Annotated in this window: 14 protein-coding genes; 5 read left to right on the top strand and 9 right to left on the bottom strand. The window is 76.5% G+C overall.

Annotated features, from left to right (window positions below):
- Nucleotides 1–285 precede the first annotated feature (285 nt).
- The 7 genes from ACF1AK_RS12885 to ACF1AK_RS12855 all read right to left on the bottom strand — a co-directional run bounded on the left by ACF1AK_RS12885 (nt 286) and on the right by ACF1AK_RS12855 (nt 9,518).
- Nucleotides 286–1,806 carry a pyridoxal phosphate-dependent decarboxylase family protein gene (locus ACF1AK_RS12885; RefSeq protein ID WP_391498830.1) on the bottom strand — a complete coding sequence of 507 codons (1,521 nt, stop codon included), beginning with the start codon at nt 1,804–1,806 and terminating at the stop codon, nt 286–288.
- Nucleotides 1,803–3,239 (bottom strand): diaminobutyrate--2-oxoglutarate transaminase, encoded by a 1,437-nt coding sequence (locus ACF1AK_RS12880; RefSeq protein ID WP_391498829.1) that lies wholly within the window; start codon nt 3,237–3,239, stop codon nt 1,803–1,805. Before ACF1AK_RS12880 ends, ACF1AK_RS12885 begins: the two co-directional genes overlap by 4 nt.
- Before the next feature lie 235 nt (nt 3,240–3,474).
- Nucleotides 3,475–4,419, bottom strand: a complete 945-nt coding sequence (locus tag ACF1AK_RS12875) for a trypsin-like serine peptidase (protein ID WP_391498828.1) — start codon at nt 4,417–4,419, stop codon at nt 3,475–3,477.
- 420 nt (nt 4,420–4,839) lie between these two features.
- On the bottom strand, nt 4,840–5,895 hold the full coding sequence (locus tag ACF1AK_RS12870) for a hypothetical protein (protein WP_391498827.1): 1,056 nt from the start codon (nt 5,893–5,895) through the stop codon (nt 4,840–4,842).
- 43 nt (nt 5,896–5,938) lie between these two features.
- Complete coding sequence (locus ACF1AK_RS12865; RefSeq protein ID WP_391498826.1) at nt 5,939–6,457, bottom strand: RNA polymerase sigma factor; 519 nt, start codon at nt 6,455–6,457, stop codon at nt 5,939–5,941.
- Between the two features lie 394 nt (nt 6,458–6,851).
- A complete protein-coding gene (locus tag ACF1AK_RS12860; RefSeq protein ID WP_391498825.1) occupies nt 6,852–8,318 on the bottom strand; it encodes a cytochrome P450 in 1,467 nt (488 codons plus the stop codon).
- A 132-nt stretch (nt 8,319–8,450) separates the two neighbouring features.
- Entirely contained in the window at nt 8,451–9,518 is a 1,068-nt protein-coding gene (locus tag ACF1AK_RS12855) for an RNA ligase (ATP) (RefSeq protein ID WP_391498824.1), read from the bottom strand.
- Nucleotides 9,519–9,805: 287 nt separating this feature from the next.
- Here ACF1AK_RS12855 and modA point away from each other — a divergent pair, with 287 nt between their 5' ends.
- The 4 genes from modA (at nt 9,806) to ACF1AK_RS12835 (ending at nt 13,181) form a co-directional block, all read left to right on the top strand.
- Nucleotides 9,806–10,633, top strand: coding sequence for a molybdate ABC transporter substrate-binding protein (modA, locus tag ACF1AK_RS12850; RefSeq protein ID WP_391498823.1), 828 nt, complete (start codon nt 9,806–9,808; stop codon nt 10,631–10,633).
- Nucleotides 10,633–11,508, top strand: coding sequence for an ABC transporter permease (locus tag ACF1AK_RS12845; RefSeq protein ID WP_391499057.1), 876 nt, complete (start codon nt 10,633–10,635; stop codon nt 11,506–11,508). The genes modA and ACF1AK_RS12845 overlap by 1 nt, the downstream gene beginning before the upstream one ends.
- A 46-nt stretch (nt 11,509–11,554) precedes the next feature.
- Entirely contained in the window at nt 11,555–12,652 is a 1,098-nt protein-coding gene (locus ACF1AK_RS12840) for an ABC transporter ATP-binding protein (RefSeq protein WP_391498822.1), read from the top strand.
- 115 nt (nt 12,653–12,767) lie between these two features.
- On the top strand, nt 12,768–13,181 hold the full coding sequence (locus ACF1AK_RS12835) for a hypothetical protein (protein ID WP_391498821.1): 414 nt from the start codon (nt 12,768–12,770) through the stop codon (nt 13,179–13,181).
- A 13-nt stretch (nt 13,182–13,194) separates the two neighbouring features.
- Here the strand turns inward: ACF1AK_RS12835 and ACF1AK_RS12830 are convergent, their stop codons facing one another.
- Both ACF1AK_RS12830 and ACF1AK_RS12825 read right to left on the bottom strand, forming a co-directional pair.
- Entirely contained in the window at nt 13,195–13,908 is a 714-nt protein-coding gene (locus ACF1AK_RS12830) for an aminoacyl-tRNA hydrolase (RefSeq protein WP_391498820.1), read from the bottom strand.
- 31 nt (nt 13,909–13,939) lie between these two features.
- Nucleotides 13,940–14,875, bottom strand: coding sequence for a hypothetical protein (locus ACF1AK_RS12825; protein WP_391498819.1), 936 nt, complete (start codon nt 14,873–14,875; stop codon nt 13,940–13,942).
- A gap of 147 nt (nt 14,876–15,022) precedes the next feature.
- On the opposite strand from ACF1AK_RS12825, the gene ACF1AK_RS12820 reads away from it, so the two are divergent.
- Complete coding sequence (locus ACF1AK_RS12820) at nt 15,023–15,397, top strand: YbjQ family protein (RefSeq protein ID WP_391498818.1); 375 nt, start codon at nt 15,023–15,025, stop codon at nt 15,395–15,397.
- Nucleotides 15,398–15,547: the final 150 nt, after the last annotated feature.

The following is a 15,547-nucleotide window of genomic DNA, read 5'->3' as shown; positions in this document are numbered from 1 at the left end:
GCACGGCGGGCCACGCATCCCGGCCCGCCCGGGCGACCTCGCCGAGCAAGCCAGTGACCTCCTCGGGCATGGTGTGCGCGTTGAGCAAGGTGAGCTACAGCCGCACCCGGCCCGGGCAGCTCGGTACGGCCGACCACCACCCCACCCATGAACGCCATCACACGCCCCGCTCCCGCCGACGAGGCCACCAAGAACACGAGGCAACACCCGCTCCCACGGCCGACCACCACCCGACGATCCGCACCCACCGCACGCGGGCGGGCCGCCCGGCCCGAGCCGGCCGCCCTACCGCACGGCGGGCCACGCCTCCCGGCCCGCCCGGGCGACCTCGCCGAGCAGGCCGGTGACCTCCTCAGGAGTGGTGTGCGGGTTGAGCAGGGTGAGCTTCAGCCGCACCCGGCCCGGGCCCGCGCCGGGCAGTTCGGTGCGGCCGACCACGGCGCGGCCGGTGCGCAGCAGTTCGCGGCGCAGTGCGGCGTTGACCCGGTCGACGGCGGCGTCGTCCCGGGCGTCCGCCGGGCGGTAGCGGAACAGCAGCGCGGTCAGCACGGGTTCGGCGTGCAGTTCGAGTTCCGGCTCCGCGCGGACGGCGTCGGCGGCGGCGAGGGCGAGGTCGTGGCAGGCGTCGACGAGGCGGCCGAGTCCGGCGCGGCCGAGGGTGCGCAGGGTGACGGCGAGCTTGAAGGCGTCGGGGCGCCGGGTGGTGCGCAGCGAGAGGCCCAGCAGACTGGGATAGCCGGCCTCTTCGTCGTCGGCCGGGTTGAGGTACGCGGCGCGGCGGGCGAGCGACAGGTAGGTCTCGGCGCGGCGGACGAGGAAGACCCCGGCGGCGGCGGGCTGCCAGCCCAGTTTGTGCCAGTCGAGCGAGACGGAGTCGGCCCGTCCGATGCCCGCCAGCAGCGGGGCGAGGCGGTCGGAGAGCAGCGCTCCGCCGCCGTACGCGGCGTCGACGTGCAGCCAGGCGCCGTAGCGGACGGCGAGGTCGGCGGCGGCGGGCAGCGGGTCGACGGCCCCGGTGTCGGTGGTGCCGGCGGTGGCGACGACGGCGAGCGGGGTGGCGCCGGCCCAGCCGGCCTCGGCCAGGGCGCGTTCGAGGGCGGCGGGGTCCATCCGCAGCTCGCGGTCGACGTCGACGGGCACGACGGCCCGTTCACCGAGGCCGAGCAGGGCGGCCGCCCGTTGGACGGAGAAGTGGGCGGCCCGGGAGGCGAAGATCCGGGGCCGGGTGCCCGCGGCCTGGCCGAGGAGGCCGTCGAGTTCGACGATGCCGTCGAGCTTCTGGTCGCGGGCGAGCATCAGGCCCATGAGGTTGGACTCGGTGCCGCCGGAGGTGAGCACGCCGGTGGCGTGGGCCGGGTCGTAGCCGACGAGGGCGGCGAGTTCGGCGAGCAGCGCGGTCTCCAGCGCGGTCGCGGCGGGGGCCTGGTCCCAGGAGTCCTGGGAGGGGTTGAGCGCGCTGACGGCGAGGTCGGCGGCGGTGGCGACGGCGAGCGGCGGGCAGTGCAGGTGGGCGGCGCAGTAGGGGTCGGCCGGGTCGGCGGCGCCGTGGGCGAGGAGTTCGGTGAGCCGGGCGAGGGCGTCGGGGCCGTGGGCGGCGGCGAGCGCCTCGGCGGTCCGGGCGGCGAGGTCCTCGGGGCGGCCCTCGGGCAGCGGGCCGCCGCGCCGGGTGGCGCCGGTCTCCAGTGCGTCGAGGACGGTGGCGAGCAGCGGGCCGAGGGCGGCGGGCCCTCCGACGCCGCCGGACAGCGCGTCCAACCGCCCCTCGCCCTCCGGAGCGTCCGGACCGTCCCGACCGTCCGCGCTCACGCGGAGGCCGCCGCGTCCGGGGCCGCCGGGTCCGAGGCCGCCGCGATGGCGTCGGCGAGCCGGTCCAGCACCGCGGCGGCCTGCTCGTCGGTGATGATGAGCGGCGGCAGCAGCCGCAGGACGGCGTCGTGCCGGCCGCCGAGTTCGACGATCAGCCCGCGTTCCAGGCACGCCTCGCGCACCCGGACGGCGAGTGCGGGGTCGGCCGGCCGCGCCCCGCAGGCGTCCGGTTCCGCCGCCGGGTCGACGAGTTCGACGCCGATCATCAGCCCGCGCCCGCGGACGTCGCCGATCACGGGCAGTTCGCCGGCGAGCGCCCGCAGCCGTCCGGTCATCCGCGCGCCGACCACGGCCGCCCGTTCGGCGAGCCCGTGGGCGGCGACGTGGCGCAGGGTGGCGGCGCCGGCCGCCATGGCGAGCGTGTTGCCGCGGAAGGTGCCGGTGTGCGCGCCGGGCCGCCAGCCGTCGTACTCCTCGCGGTAGACGACGACGGCGAGCGGCAGGCTGCCGCCGATCGCCTTGGAGAGCACCATCGCGTCCGGCACGATCCCGCTGTGTTCGACCGCCCACATCACGCCGGTGCGGCCCACCCCGGTCTGCACCTCGTCGACGATCAGCGGGATGCGGCGTTCGGCGGTGATCCGGCGCATCGCGCGCAGCCAGTCGTCGGGGGCGGGGACGACGCCGCCCTCGCCCTGGACGGCCTCCAGGATCATCGCGGCGGGCGGGACGACGCCGCCGGACGGGTCGTCGAGCAGCCGCTCGACGTAGGTGGCGGACAGGGCGGCGCCCGCCCGCCCGCCGGTCCCGAACGGGCAGCGGTAGCCGTAGGGGTAGGGCAGCCGGACCACCTCGCCGCCGCCGGGCAGCGGTTCCTTGACGGCGACGTTGCCGGTGAGCGCGAGGGCGCCGGCGGTCATCCCGTGGTAGGCGCCGGTGAAGGCGAGGGCGCCGGAGCGGCCGGTGGCGGTCTGCATCAGCTTGAGCGCGGCCTCGACGGCGTCCGTACCCGCGGGGCCGCAGAAGTGCACCCGCGCGCCGTCGGCGAAGGCGGGCGGCAGGCTCTCGAACAGGGCGGTGGTGAAGTCGTCCTTCTCCGCCGTGGCGAGGTCGAGCAGGTGGAGCGGGGCGCCGCTGTCGAGGGTGCGGCGGATCGCCTCCAGGACGACGGGGTGGTTGTGGCCGAGCGCGAGGGTGCCGGCGCCGGAGAGGCAGTCGAGGTAGCGGCGGCCGTCGGCACCCTCGACGGTCATGCCGTGGGCGCGCACGGGGACGATCGGGAACGAGCGCGCGTAGGTGCGGGCGGCGGACTCGCGCACGCGCTGGCGCCGCAGGACGGCGGCGGGGTCCTGGGCAGCGGGGTCCTGGGCGGCGGGGGCGGGGGCCGGCGCGGGGACGGCCGGACCGGTGGCGGGCTCAGCGGCGAGCGTCAAGACGGACTCCCAAGAAGTTAGGTGAGGCTTACCTTACTTCTCCGGTCCGTCCGGATCCGCCCCCGGGCCGCCCGAACCACCCGTGCGGGTGACATCGGGCCCGTTTCCCCAACGAGCGAACCACCCGGAGGTCACGCGCGGCCCGCCGCCCTCCCCGCCGACGGCCGCCACCCCGCCCTCGCCGGGCGCTCCCCGGCCGCGCGGCCGGCCGGGGAGCGCCGCGACGGACGGTCCGTCAGGTGATCGAGCCCTGCCGGGTGTACATGCCCCAGACGTTGTCATCGAAGTAGGGGGTGTCGATCTCCTGGCCGTCGTGCGCCCTGGTGACGCCGTTGACCGCCGTCTGCAGGGTGTCCGGATCCACCCACAGCCACGGCCCGCCACTGGAGCCGGGGCCCAGGGTCCGGCAGGGCAGATCCAGCAGGATGGGGTAGAGGATCAGCCGCTCCAGGGTCCCCGCACAGCTGACCTGGGTGGTGCCGTCGTCGACGTTCCCCGGGTACCCGACGGCGGTCACGAAGGTCTCCTCGCGCCGGTTCACCACCAGACCGTTGCCGCCGGTCGCCTCGACGACCTTCCGCCCGTCGGCATTGGGGTTGAGGGTGACCATCGCGACGTCCCACTCGGGGGCGTCCGACTCGTCCAGCCAGTTGTTGAACACCCTGGCCTGCTTCCAGCTGAACGTCCCGTACGGGTGCGGGAGGGCGCCGTTGTAGGCGGGCACGTAGATCCAGTCGGTCTTGAACCACTTCGCCTCGCCGCCGTTCATCCGGCTGCCCTTGCCCGCGACGCAGTGCGCCGCCGTGATCACCATCATCTTCGAGGGGCTGTTGAGGGCGCTGGCCGTGCAGGTCTTGTTCACCAGGTCGACCGTGTCGAAGTAGAACACCCGCCCCACCGTCCGGTCGACCGACCGGTTGGCCGTGAGGCGGGCGGCCGCGGCGTCGACCTCGGCCCGGTCCTGGGCGTCGCCTCCAGCGGCCTGCGCCTCCTCGGCGACGGTGGCCGCCATTCGCTCCGGTGTCCAGTACGCGCGGGCCGCCGCGTCGTCCGCGGCGCTCGCCTCCGAGGTCGACGTGCCGGCGGTCCGGTCGGACCCGGGCGCCGCCGCGTCGGCGGCGCCGACCGTCCCCAGTCCCAGGGCGAGCGCCAGCGCGGCGCCGCCAAGACTCCTCAGCAATCTCACTACGGTCCCCACTTCCGTGTCCGTCGGGCGGCCGGGTGACCGCCGTGACGGCAGCGTGGCACCGGGCCCGGGCGCGCCGCCTGAGTACGGGTACTCAAAGCACGCACGCGAACTGGCTTGAGTAGCAGGCGAGTTCACCCGTTCAGCCGGTATCCCGGCCGTTCCCGCCCCCGGTCCAGCGGTATGCCCGGTGGACGGCCCCGTGGCCCTGCTGACCGGCTTCGCCCTGCAGGCGATGGGCCCGGCCGGCGCGCCCGTGCCACCGTGCTGATCGGGCGGTGGACCGGGGAAGCCGTCGGCCGTCCCGGCCGTCCCAGTCCCCCCGACTCCCCCGGTCCGGCGCCCCGCCCAACCTCCCGGACACGGCGCCGGACCGGGGGTTCCCCGTACCCGCCGCCGCCGCGCTCGGTCTCCTCAGACCTCCTCGGACCCGCTGAGCGCCCAGCTCAGACCGCTCGCCGGGTCCTCCAGCGCGAGGTGCAGGTGCCGCAGCCGGTCCCCCGGGTCCTCCCAGGTGAAGCAGCGCATCCGGGCCACCAGGGCGCCCACCTCCGCCCGGTCCACCCGGTCCACCCGGTCCTCCCGCCCCGCCGGCCCCGGCCGCCGGACGCCGGTCATCGCCGCCAGCGCCCGCCACAGCGCCAGCCGCCCGTGCGCCGCGCCGTGCGCCCGGCCCGTGACGCCCGCCTGCACCAGCGCCGGCCAGGCGAGCACGAACGGCAGGTACCCGCCGGTGACCAGCCGCCCCGGCGCGAGCTGCGCGGCGGCCTCGGCGGCCGGTCCCCGGACGCAGACCGCCCGCGCCCACGCCGCCAGTTCGGCGAGCGCCCGGGTGGCCGGCTGTCCGGGCAGCCGGGCGCCGGGACCGGGCAGCTCCACCGGGGCCAGCCCCTCGCGGCTGGCCGGCAGCGTCAGCAGCGCACTGCGCGCACCGCCGTCGCGCAGGTACTCGCGCACCGGCGCGCCCTCGGTGCGGCCCGCCGCCTCCCACGGCTCCAGCCGCAGCGGGACGCCCTCCCGGTCCGGCTCGGCGTCCCGGGAGAGGTCTTCGCCGAGCAGCACCCGGGTCTGCGCAACCAGCCGCCGCACCGGGGGCGGGCCGAGCAGCGGGGCGAGCCGCCGCCAGGAGTGCCGGGTCGCCAGCACCTCCCAGAGCGGTCCCGCGTCGTGGTCGGTGACGTCGGCGGCGGTGCCGGGCCCGCCATCCGGGTCGAACAGCCGGGCCGCCACCTCGGGCGGCGCGGCGTACGCGATCAGATGGCCGAGCGGGGCGGTCGCGGCGGCGGCCCGGCCCTGCGCGGGACGGCCCGGGGCGCGGAACGCACCGCCGGCCGCACCACCGGCCGCACCGCCGGCCGCCGGGTCGAGCGCGACGGCGGCGGCCCGGGCCTGCCGGTAGGCGCCCAGCAGTTCGATCCACCGGCCCTGGTCCGCCAGGGAGCGGAGCCGGTGCTCCTCGTAGGTGATCACGGTTCAGCGTACGGGCGGGAGCCGGGCGGCAGCTGACAGACCGTCAGCCCGGCGCGTCGGGGCCCCGCCCGGAGCCGGAGCCGTCGGCCGTCTCGCGCTCCCGTTCGAGGACGGTCCGCAGCCGCTCCAGCGCCCGCCGCCGGGTGAGGGCCAGGGTGGAGCGGTGGACCCCGAGCAGGGCCGCGGCCTCCTCCAGGCCGTACCCGTCGAGGTCGACCAGCAGGACGGCACGGGCCTGCTTGGCCGTCAGGCAGCCCAGCAGCCGCACGACCTCCCAGTGCGCCTGGAGTTCGGCCTGCCCGCCGGCCTCGCCGCCGAGCGCCTCGACGTCCTCCAGCGCCTCGAACGGCACCAGCCGGCGACGGTCGCGGCGCCACTCGTCGCGCACCACGTTCACCATGGCGGTGAACGCGTAGGCGTAGGGCCGTGGATGGCCGAGGAAGCGGGCGGGGCGCCGGGCGATGCGCAGATACGTCTCGTGCACGACGTCCCCCGCGCCGAACGGATGTCCGAGCAGGCGCGCGGCCGCCCGGTGGAGCCTCGGCAGCAGTTCCGTGAACACCCGGTCGAATTCCGCCGACTCGGCCCCGGAAAAGCCGTCCGGCCGCTGATCCCCCCGGCAATCCGGCGCGCCCGCCATGCCGCCCCCTCGGACATCGGCATTCCGAAGCCCGGCCGGCGACCACCGGCCGGAGCAGCCATGACGCACCCGTGCGCAACGACTGCTCCGTCCTCCTGCCCGCTGCGAATCCCGGCGATGCATCGCTCGGTGGTTCGTCCGCGAATTCGTGCACGCGTGCGCTTTTCTTCGCGCGTCCACATTCCCGTGCGCACGTTCTTGCGAATGCTCTTCGCGCACGCTTTCGTGCGCGACTTCGCGTGCGGTTCCGTGCGCGCTTTCGCGCACGCATTCGCGCACGCATTCGCGCACGCATTCGCGCACGCATTAGCCGGGGCTAGCCGCGCGGCGTCAGCCGGACCCGCATCGGGCTCTTCACCTGGAGCGTGATGCCCTGGCCGAGCCGCACCCCGCGGTCGACCGCCTCCAGGTCGAAGTCCCGCAGCAGCGCCCCCAGCGCCAGCACCGACTCCAGCATCGAGAAGTGCTGCCCGATGCACGCCCGCGGCCCGCCGCCGAAGGGGTACCAGGCGTAGCGGTGCCGGGCCTTCTCCCGCTCGGGCAGGAAGCGGTCCGGGTCGAAGCGGTCGGGCTCCTCCCAGTGGGCGGGGTGCCGGTGGGTCACCCAGGGCGCCAGGATCACCTGGGCGCCGGCCGGGATGACGTGCCCGTCGACCACCGACTCCTCCACCGAGCGGCGCCCCATCTGCGAGGCGGGCGGGTAGAGCCGCATGGCCTCCTTCAGCACCCGGGTCAGGTACGGCAGCGCCTCCAGGTCGGCGGCCTGCGGCTCGCGCCCGCCGAGCACCGCGTCCGCCTCCCGCTGCGCCAGGCGGCGCTGCTCGGGGTGTTTGGCGAGCAGGAACAGCGCGAAGGCGAGCGAGGTCGCGGTGGTCTCGTGCCCGGCGAGCAGGAAGATCAGCACCTGGTCGCGCAGTTCGTCCGGGTCCAGCCGCTCGCCGCCCTCGCCCCGGGCCCGGGTCAGCAGCTCCAGCAGGTCCTCCGCCCCGCCGGATCCGCCCGGGCCGTGCGCCCCGCCGGTGCCGTCCGGACCGCCGGGGGCCCCGCCGAACCGTTCCGCCCGCCGGGCCCGCTCCGCGATGATCCGGTCGCAGACCGCGTACAGGTCGCGGCGCGCCGCACCGCCACGCCGGTTGGACGGCGTCGGCCAGGAGAGCGGCAGCCGGACCGGCGCGAACCCGCGTTCGAGGACGAACTCCCCCAGCACCGGGAAGCTGCGGTGCACCACGTCCACCGCCGCCTCCACGTCCGATCCGAACAGGATCCGGGAGACCGTGCGCAGCGCGAAGCGCGACATCTCCCCGGCGACGTCCACCACACCGTCGGGCGCCGCCCGCCACCGGTCGGCGAGCGCCCGGCACTCCAGGCCGACGGCCCGCGCGTAGCCGTCCACCCGGCGGCGGGTGAACAGCGGCTGGATCAGCCGGCGCTGGCGCTGGTAGTCGCCGTCCTGGCTGGTCAGCAGGCCGTTGCCGAGGCTGGTCCGCAGTTCGTCGTAGAAGCTGTTGTCCTTGCGGAAGTTGGCGGCCTGGCCGGCGAGCACCTGGTGCGCGCCCTCCGGGGAGAAGACGGCGTGGAACTCCGCGCGCAGCCCGGGCGGGCCGGCCACGAAGCGCACGACGTCGCCGTAGTCGCGGCGGGCGTCGAGGTACGTCCGCAGGGGGCGGCGGGTCAGGTCGAACAGCGAACCCACCAGGGGCAGCCCGGGCGGCCCCGGTATCCGCTTCGAGCCGCCGGCTCCGGTGGCCGCAGCCACGGTGACGGCGGCGAAGGTCTGCGCCATGTCCCCTCCTCGGTCGTTCCCCGCGTCCCACTTCGATCCACGTCCAACGTAACTGAGGGGTCATCACGGCAGAAGGAGCGTATGGAGCGGCTCGGCGGACGCCTCACGGCGCGCGCCGAGCCGTTCGCGCCCCTACTCGTACTCGGTGCCGCCCTTGCGGGTCAGGTAGGCGTCGCCGACCGCCTTGGCGATGGCGCGACCGCCCAGCACCGGGCTGTACCGCTCGGCCAGCGGCCGGACCACCACGCCCTCGCGCATGTGCAGCCCGCGCCCGGAGACCGTCTCGCGCCCCTCGGCGAGCGCCAGCACGGTCTCCGCCGCGAACGGCCCGCGCCACAGCTCGGGAACCAACGGCAGCTCGCCGTCCAGCAGTTCGGCGGCGGGCAGCCAGCGCAGCCGTCCGCCGACCAGCGCCGAGACGTCGAACGCCGCGTAGCCCGGCTCCGCGCCGCGCCCGGACCCGCCGTAGGTGAGGTCCTGCACGCCCGCGCCGTAGACCTCGCCGAAGACGCCGACCCGCTGCGCGCCCAGGCGCTCGGCCAGCCGCGCCGCGACCCGCGCGACGCCGTGTGCCCGCACCGCCCGCCAGTACAGGTTGCGCTCGTCCTCGGCGAGCGCCAGCCCGCGCGCGCCGACGCCCTTGGAGGAGACCCACACCTCGCCGGTGGCGGCGTCGTAGGTGACCAGGCAGCAGCTGCCGTGCAGCTTCTCGGTCACCACGACGGGCTCGCCGGGCTCGAAGACGTCCGGGAACCGCTTGAGGTTCTCGATCTCCACCCAGGGCAGCAGGTCCGGGGCGGGCACGACGTCGCCGCTCATCGTGGTGGGCACCGGCGGCTGCCACTTGGTGACGCCCAGCAGCGCGGCGAAGTCCTCGCCCCGCGCGGCGGCCGCCCGGAGGTCGGTGCCGGCCAGGGCGGCGGGCCGGCAGACGATGCCCTGCGACAGCTCGCCGCGCAGCCGCACCGCCCTGACCCGGTCCGCCCCGCTCCCGGCGAGCCGCCCGGTCAGGCCGAGCTCGGCGATCAGCGGGGCCGGCAGCACGGCCTGCTCCGGGATGTACACGGCCCAGTCGCCGGTGCGGAACGCCCCCTTGGCGACCACCGCGCGGTAGAGGCCGACCTGGGCCAGTTCGAGGGCGTCGGCGTTCGGGTGCTCCAGAACGGTCAGCCGCTCGGCGGTGACCCGCAGCGTGGACATGGGCGCACTCCTCCCCGGCCCGGCCGGTCGGCCGGTGCGCGTACGGGCTGGTGGACGGACGGGGCCACTCTCCCGCCACGGCGCGGCCGCGCGCGAAGGGTTTTCCGGCGGCCCGGGGGGCGCACCCGCGGCGGGACGGGTGCGCGCACCGCCGGTCCTGGCCCCGGCTCCTGCGAGGGAAGGGGGGATCATAGGCCCGCATCTGCGGCATTATGATCGGCATGGAGGCCGCAGATGCGGTCATGGCTCCGCGCCCCCGTGGCGCGCCCGGGAGGGGAAGCACGACAATGACCATCCGCAGACTCACCGCCGCCGGCGCCGCGGCCCTCGTCCTCGTGCTCGGCGCCACCGCCTGCGGCGGTGACGGCGGTTCGGGCACCGCGGGGAACGCGGCCACGGACCCGGCCGCGGCCGGCGGCACGGCCGGCGTCCCCGCGCCCTCCGGGACGATCACCGTGTTCGCGGCCGCTTCGCTCAAGGAGACCTTCACCGATCTCGGCAAGAAGTTCGAGGCCGCCCATCCCGGCACCAAGGTCGGCTTCAACTTCGGCGGCAGCTCGGCCCTCGCGGCCAGCATCACCTCCGGCGCCCCCGCCGACGTCTTCGCCGCCGCCAGCACGGCCACCATGAAGACCGTCGCCGACGCCGGCGGGGCCGCCGGCGCCCCGGCGACCTTCGCGCGCAACACCCTCGCCATCGCCGTCCCCAAGGGCAACCCCAAGCACCTCGCCGCTCTCGCCGACCTGGCCGCCCCCGGCGTGAAGGTCGCGCTCTGCGCCAAGGAGGTGCCCTGCGGCGCCGCCGCGCTGACCGCCCTCAAGGCCGCGCACGTGGGCCTCACCCCGGTCACCCTGGAGCAGGACGTCAAGGGCGCGCTGACCAAGGTCGAACTGGGCGAGGTCGACGCGTCGCTGGTGTACCGCACCGATGTGCGGGCCGATTCCGGGAAGATCGACGGCGTGGACTTCCCCGAGGCCGCCGAGGCCGTGAACGACTACCCGATCGCCGCGCTGGCCAAGGCCCCGAACAAGGCCGGCGCCGCCGCCTTCGTCGCCTACGTCCGGTCGCCCGAGGCGCAGCAGGTGCTGACCGCGGCGGGCTTCCAGGCACCGTGATCCGCCGCCCCGGCCGTCCCGGCCACCCCGACCGCGCCGGCCACCCCCGCCGCCACGACCGCGCCGACGGCCCGCCGCACCGACGGCGCCGGCGGGCGCACCGGGTGCCGGTCGCCCTGCTGCTCCCGGCACTGCTCGGGCTGGCGTTCCTCGTCCTGCCGCTGGCCGGGCTGCTGGTCAGGGCGCCGTGGAGCACGCTGTCCGACCAGCTCACCAGCCCGCAGGTGTGGGAGGCGCTGCGGCTGTCGCTGGTCTGCGCGACGGCGGCCACGGGCGTGTCGCTGGTCCTGGGGGTGCCGCTGGCCTGGCTGCTGGCCCGCACCGAACTGCCGGGCCGGCGGCTGGTCCGGGCCCTGGTGACGCTGCCGCTGGTGCTGCCGCCGGTGGTCGGCGGCGTGGCGCTGCTGCTGGTGCTCGGCCGGCGCGGCATCGTCGGCTCCTGGCTGGACTCCGCCTTCGGCCTGACCCTGCCGTTCACCACCACCGGTGTGGTGATCGCCGAGGCGTTCGTCGCGATGCCGTTCCTGGTGATCAGCGTCGAGGGCGCGCTGCGCGCCGCCGACCCGCGCTACGAGGAGGCCGCCGCGACACTGGGCGCCTCCCGGCTGACGGCGTTCCGCCGGGTGACACTGCCGCTGATCGCCCCGGGGATCGGGGCGGGCGCGGTGCTCGCGTGGGCGCGGGCGCTCGGCGAGTTCGGCGCGACGATCACCTTCGCGGGCAACTTCCCCGGCCGCACCCAGACCATGCCGCTCGCCGTCTACCTGGCGATGGAGTCGGACCCGGAGGCGGCGATCGCGCTGTCGCTGGTGCTGCTGGTGGTCTCGATCGCCGTCCTGGCCGGGCTGCGCGAGCGCTGGCTGACCACGCCGTGACGCCCTCCGCACCCCGCCCCGCCCCTGCCCCCGGAGGCTGCCGCCGATGACCGCCCCGACCGCCCGCACCGCCACCGGCCGCGGCCCCGCCACGGGGCTGGACGCCCGGCTGCGGGTCGAGCGCGCCGCCTTCACCCTGGACCTCGCGCTGACCGCCGCCCCCGGCGAGGTGGTCGCGCTGCTCGGCCCGAACGGCGCCGGCAAGTCCACCGCCCTGCGCGCGCTGGCCGGTCTGCTGCCGCTCGGCGACGGCCACCTGCGGCTGGACGGGCGCGTCCTGGAGGACCCGGCCCGGCGGCTGCACACCCCCGCCGAGGAGCGCCCGGTCGGCGTGGTCTTCCAGGACTACCTGCTCTTCCCCCACCTGAGCGCGCTGGACAACGTGGCGTTCGGCCCGCGCTGCCGGGGCCGCTCCCGGCGCGAGGCGCGCGCCGAGGCGGCGGGCTGGCTGGAGCGGATGGGCCTGGCCGAGCACGCGGACGCCCGGCCGGGCCGGCTCTCCGGCGGCCAGGCGCAGCGGGTGGCGCTGGCCCGGGCGCTGGCCGTCCGGCCGCGGCTGCTGCTGCTGGACGAGCCGCTGGCCGCCCTGGACGCCCGCACCCGGCTCGACGTCCGGGCCCAGCTGCGCCGCCACCTGGCGGAGTTCGAGGCGGTCGCGGTGCTGGTCACGCACGACCCGCTGGACGCGATGGTGCTGGCCGACCGGCTGGTCGTGATCGAGGAGGGCCGCCAGGTGCAGTCCGGCGTCCCGGCGGAGATCGCGCGCCGGCCGCGCACCGACTACATCGCCCGGCTGGTCGGCCTCAACCTCTACCGGGGCACGGCGGAGGGGCACCGGGTGACGCTGCCGCAGGGCGCCGTGCTGACGACGGACGAGGAGCTGTCCGGGCCCGCGTTCGTGGCGTTCCCGCCCTCCGCCGTGACCCTGCACCCGGCCCGGCCGGAGGGCAGCGCACGCAACGTGTGGGAGCTGACGGTCGCCGGCCTGGACCTGCACGGCGACCAGGTGCGGGCCGACCTGGCGGGGGCCGTCCCGATGGCCGCCGACCTGACCCCGGCGGCGGCCGCGGAACTCGGCCTCGCGCCCGGCTCGACGGTCTGGGCCGCCGTCAAGGCCGCCCAGACGCACGCATACCCGGCCTGAGGGAGGGGAAAGCGGCGCGTGGACGGGCGCCGCCAGGGGCAACGCGCAACCCCCAGGTTGCACGTGACGGCCGGGACGTGCGACCCTCGGGCAACGGATCGAGGAGGTTCACGGCATGGTCGCCGACAGCATCCAGCGTGAGATCACCATCGCGGCGCCGCGCGAGCGGGTCTGGGAGGAGCTCACCCGGCCGGAGTTCCTGGCAGCCTGGCTCGGCGGCACCCAGGGGCCCGTCGAGCGGGTGGAGCCGCCCGCCGTCCTCGCGTTCCGCCGCCCGTGGGGCGACGGCGCCGCCACCCCGGCCGGCCCCGCCCCGGCCGCCTCCACCCTGGTCGTCCTCACCCTGACCACCGAGCCCGGCGACCACACCCGGCTGCGCATGACGGAGAGCGGCTTCGCCGCCCCCGGCTTTCCCGGGGAGGCGGCCCGGGCCGGCACCGGACGCAGCGGCACCGGCTGGACCCGCAGGCTCACCGACCTCGCCTGCCACACGGAGCGCCTCACGCCGCGCCTCACGCTCCGCCGCTGACGACCGCCGGCCGTCAGCCGCGCAGCGCCGGGTGGTCGGCGACCACGGTGCAGCTGCCCGGGGCGATCTCGGTGAAGCCCGCGTCCTGGACCAGGGGCAGACCACCGGCCACCAGCTCCGCCCAGGCCTCCGGGGTCGCGGTGCGCACGGCGAGCGCGAAGCCGCTGTCCGCCCACTCCTTGCGGTGCGCCTCGTCCAGGCGCCACCAGGCGAGCTGGGCGGCGTGACCGGTCTGCGCCATGGTCTTGCCGGCGCTCATCTCCAGCTCCGGGTTCAGCCACAGCACCGGCACCCCCGGCGCCGGGGCGTCCACCGGAGCGCCCTCCTCCAGGTCGGTGCCCGACACCTGGAGCTTGGCGAGGTCCTTCGGCCAGCCGTCCAGCGGCACCGGCGGGAAGACCCGCACCTCCGCCTCCCGGCCCGTCACCGTGATCCCGGGCAGTTCCCCGGCCCGGCGCCACTCGCCGCCGCGCGCGCGCCGGACCACCTTGCGGATCCGGGCGTCCTCCCAGGCCGCGACCCGCTCCGCCCACTCCCCCTCGGCCCCGGCGACGCGCGGGTCGGCGAGCAGCGTCAGCACCGCGCGCGCCGAGGTCTCCAGCGCGTCGGTCCGCCCGGGGGGCGTCGCACGCTCCAGCCGGACCACCAGCGGCAGCACGTACTGCGGCCGGGCGTCGCGGTCCTCGGGCGTCGGGTCGGGAACGGGGGTGTCGAACGGAGAAGTCACCCGACCAGCATGCCAGCCCCCGCGGCCGCGCTCAGCGGCGGTAGCCGCGCTGCGGGTCCCGCTCCTCCGCGTCGTCGTAGGTCAGGAACCAGCCCTCCGGGTGGGTGGCGGTCAGCAGCAGCTCGGCGCGCTGCTCCGCGGTCAGCTCCGGATCGCCGTCGTCCGGCCCGTAGACGCCGAACAGCTCGTCGTGGCAGCCGTCCCAGTCGTAGTCGTAGAGGTCCGCCGGGAGGTCGCCCATCATGTCGGCGACCGACTCGGGCTGCGCGCCGAGCAGCGCCCGGGCGTCGACCAGCGCCATCCGCAGCGCGATCTCCTCCGCCAGGCAGCGCGGCAGCGGCCACTCGCCGAGCGCCAGGTCGTCGGCGAGGTCGTCGAAGGTGCGGGCCATCGCGCGGCGCCAGCCCCGGTGGAGGCGCCAGGTGCGCTGCGGCAGCCGCCCGAACACCGTCCAGTCGGCCTCCTCGCCGTCGGCGACCGGCTCGTCCTCGTGCTCGTCGAGGTCGTCGTAGGCGGCGTCGGCCAGCCCGAGCAGCTGGGCGTGCAGCAGACAGGCCGTGCGCGGGGTGAGCGTCCAGTCGCCGGCCGCGCCGCCGCCGTCCTCCTCGTCTCCGCCGTCCAGCGGGAACAGCTCGGCGAAGTCGGGCGCGAAGTCCTCGGTGAGGCTGATCTCCAGCGTGCCGCCGATCGCCTCCACCCCCGGGATCGCCGCCACCAGCCGGTCCGGGTGCAGCAGCGCGCCGAGCGCCGCGTTGGCGTCCTCGGCCACCTCGCGCAGCAGCTCACGGCGCTGCCCGGCCGGATCGATGCCCTCGAAGTCCAGCTCCTCCACGGCCGCGATGGCCGCGGCGCGCAACGCCGGCCAGTTCGTGATCCGCAGGCCGAGGACCACCGTCGCCTCGATCTCCTGCGCACCGGAGTCCTCCGCCGCGCCCGGCCCCTGTGGATGATCGCTTCGCTCGCCCATGGGGCTACGGTACGGCCTTTCGGCTCTCCGATCACCGGTCTGTTCCGGCTACCCTACGCGTTCTCGCCGTTACCGCCCCGTGCGTTCCCGTGCGCGCCCCGCGCGCCTCTGTTCGACGACGTCCGAATTCCCGGCAGGATGGGTCCCATGGCAAACATCGACGAGTACGGCGGCGGGCAGCGCCCGGACGCCCAGGTCCTGGTGGTGACCACCAACGACATCCCCGGCTACCGGGTCGACCACGTGATCGGCGAGGTCTTCGGCCTGACCGTGCGCAGCCGGCACCTCGGCAGCCAGATCGGCGCCTCGCTGAAGTCGCTGGTCGGCGGCGAGCTGCGCGGACTGACGAAGACCCTGGTGGAGAGCCGGAACGAGGCGATGGAGCGGCTGGTCGAGCAGACCAGGGCGCGCGGCGGGAACGCGGTGCTGATGTTCCGGTTCGACGTCACGGAGGCGGCGGACGTCGGCACGGAGGTCTGCGCCTACGGCACGGCGGTGGTGATCTCCCCGGCCACGGCCTGACCCCCCGGCGGGGCGCCCCACCACGGGCGGGGGGGGGGGGACCCCCCCCCCCCCCCCCCCCCGTGAAACCCGGGGGGGTGTTTAGGGGGAACCACCCCCGCGGGCCCCCCGGGGGGGGGGGGGGGGGCGGGCCGCCCGGGGGCCGGCCAG

The organism is Kitasatospora sp. NPDC015120 (assembly GCF_043080305.1).
GTDB lineage: Bacteria > Actinomycetota > Actinomycetes > Streptomycetales > Streptomycetaceae > Kitasatospora.
The sequence above is the reverse complement of the archived record's forward strand: the minus strand, read 5'-3'. Positions and strand labels throughout refer to the sequence as shown.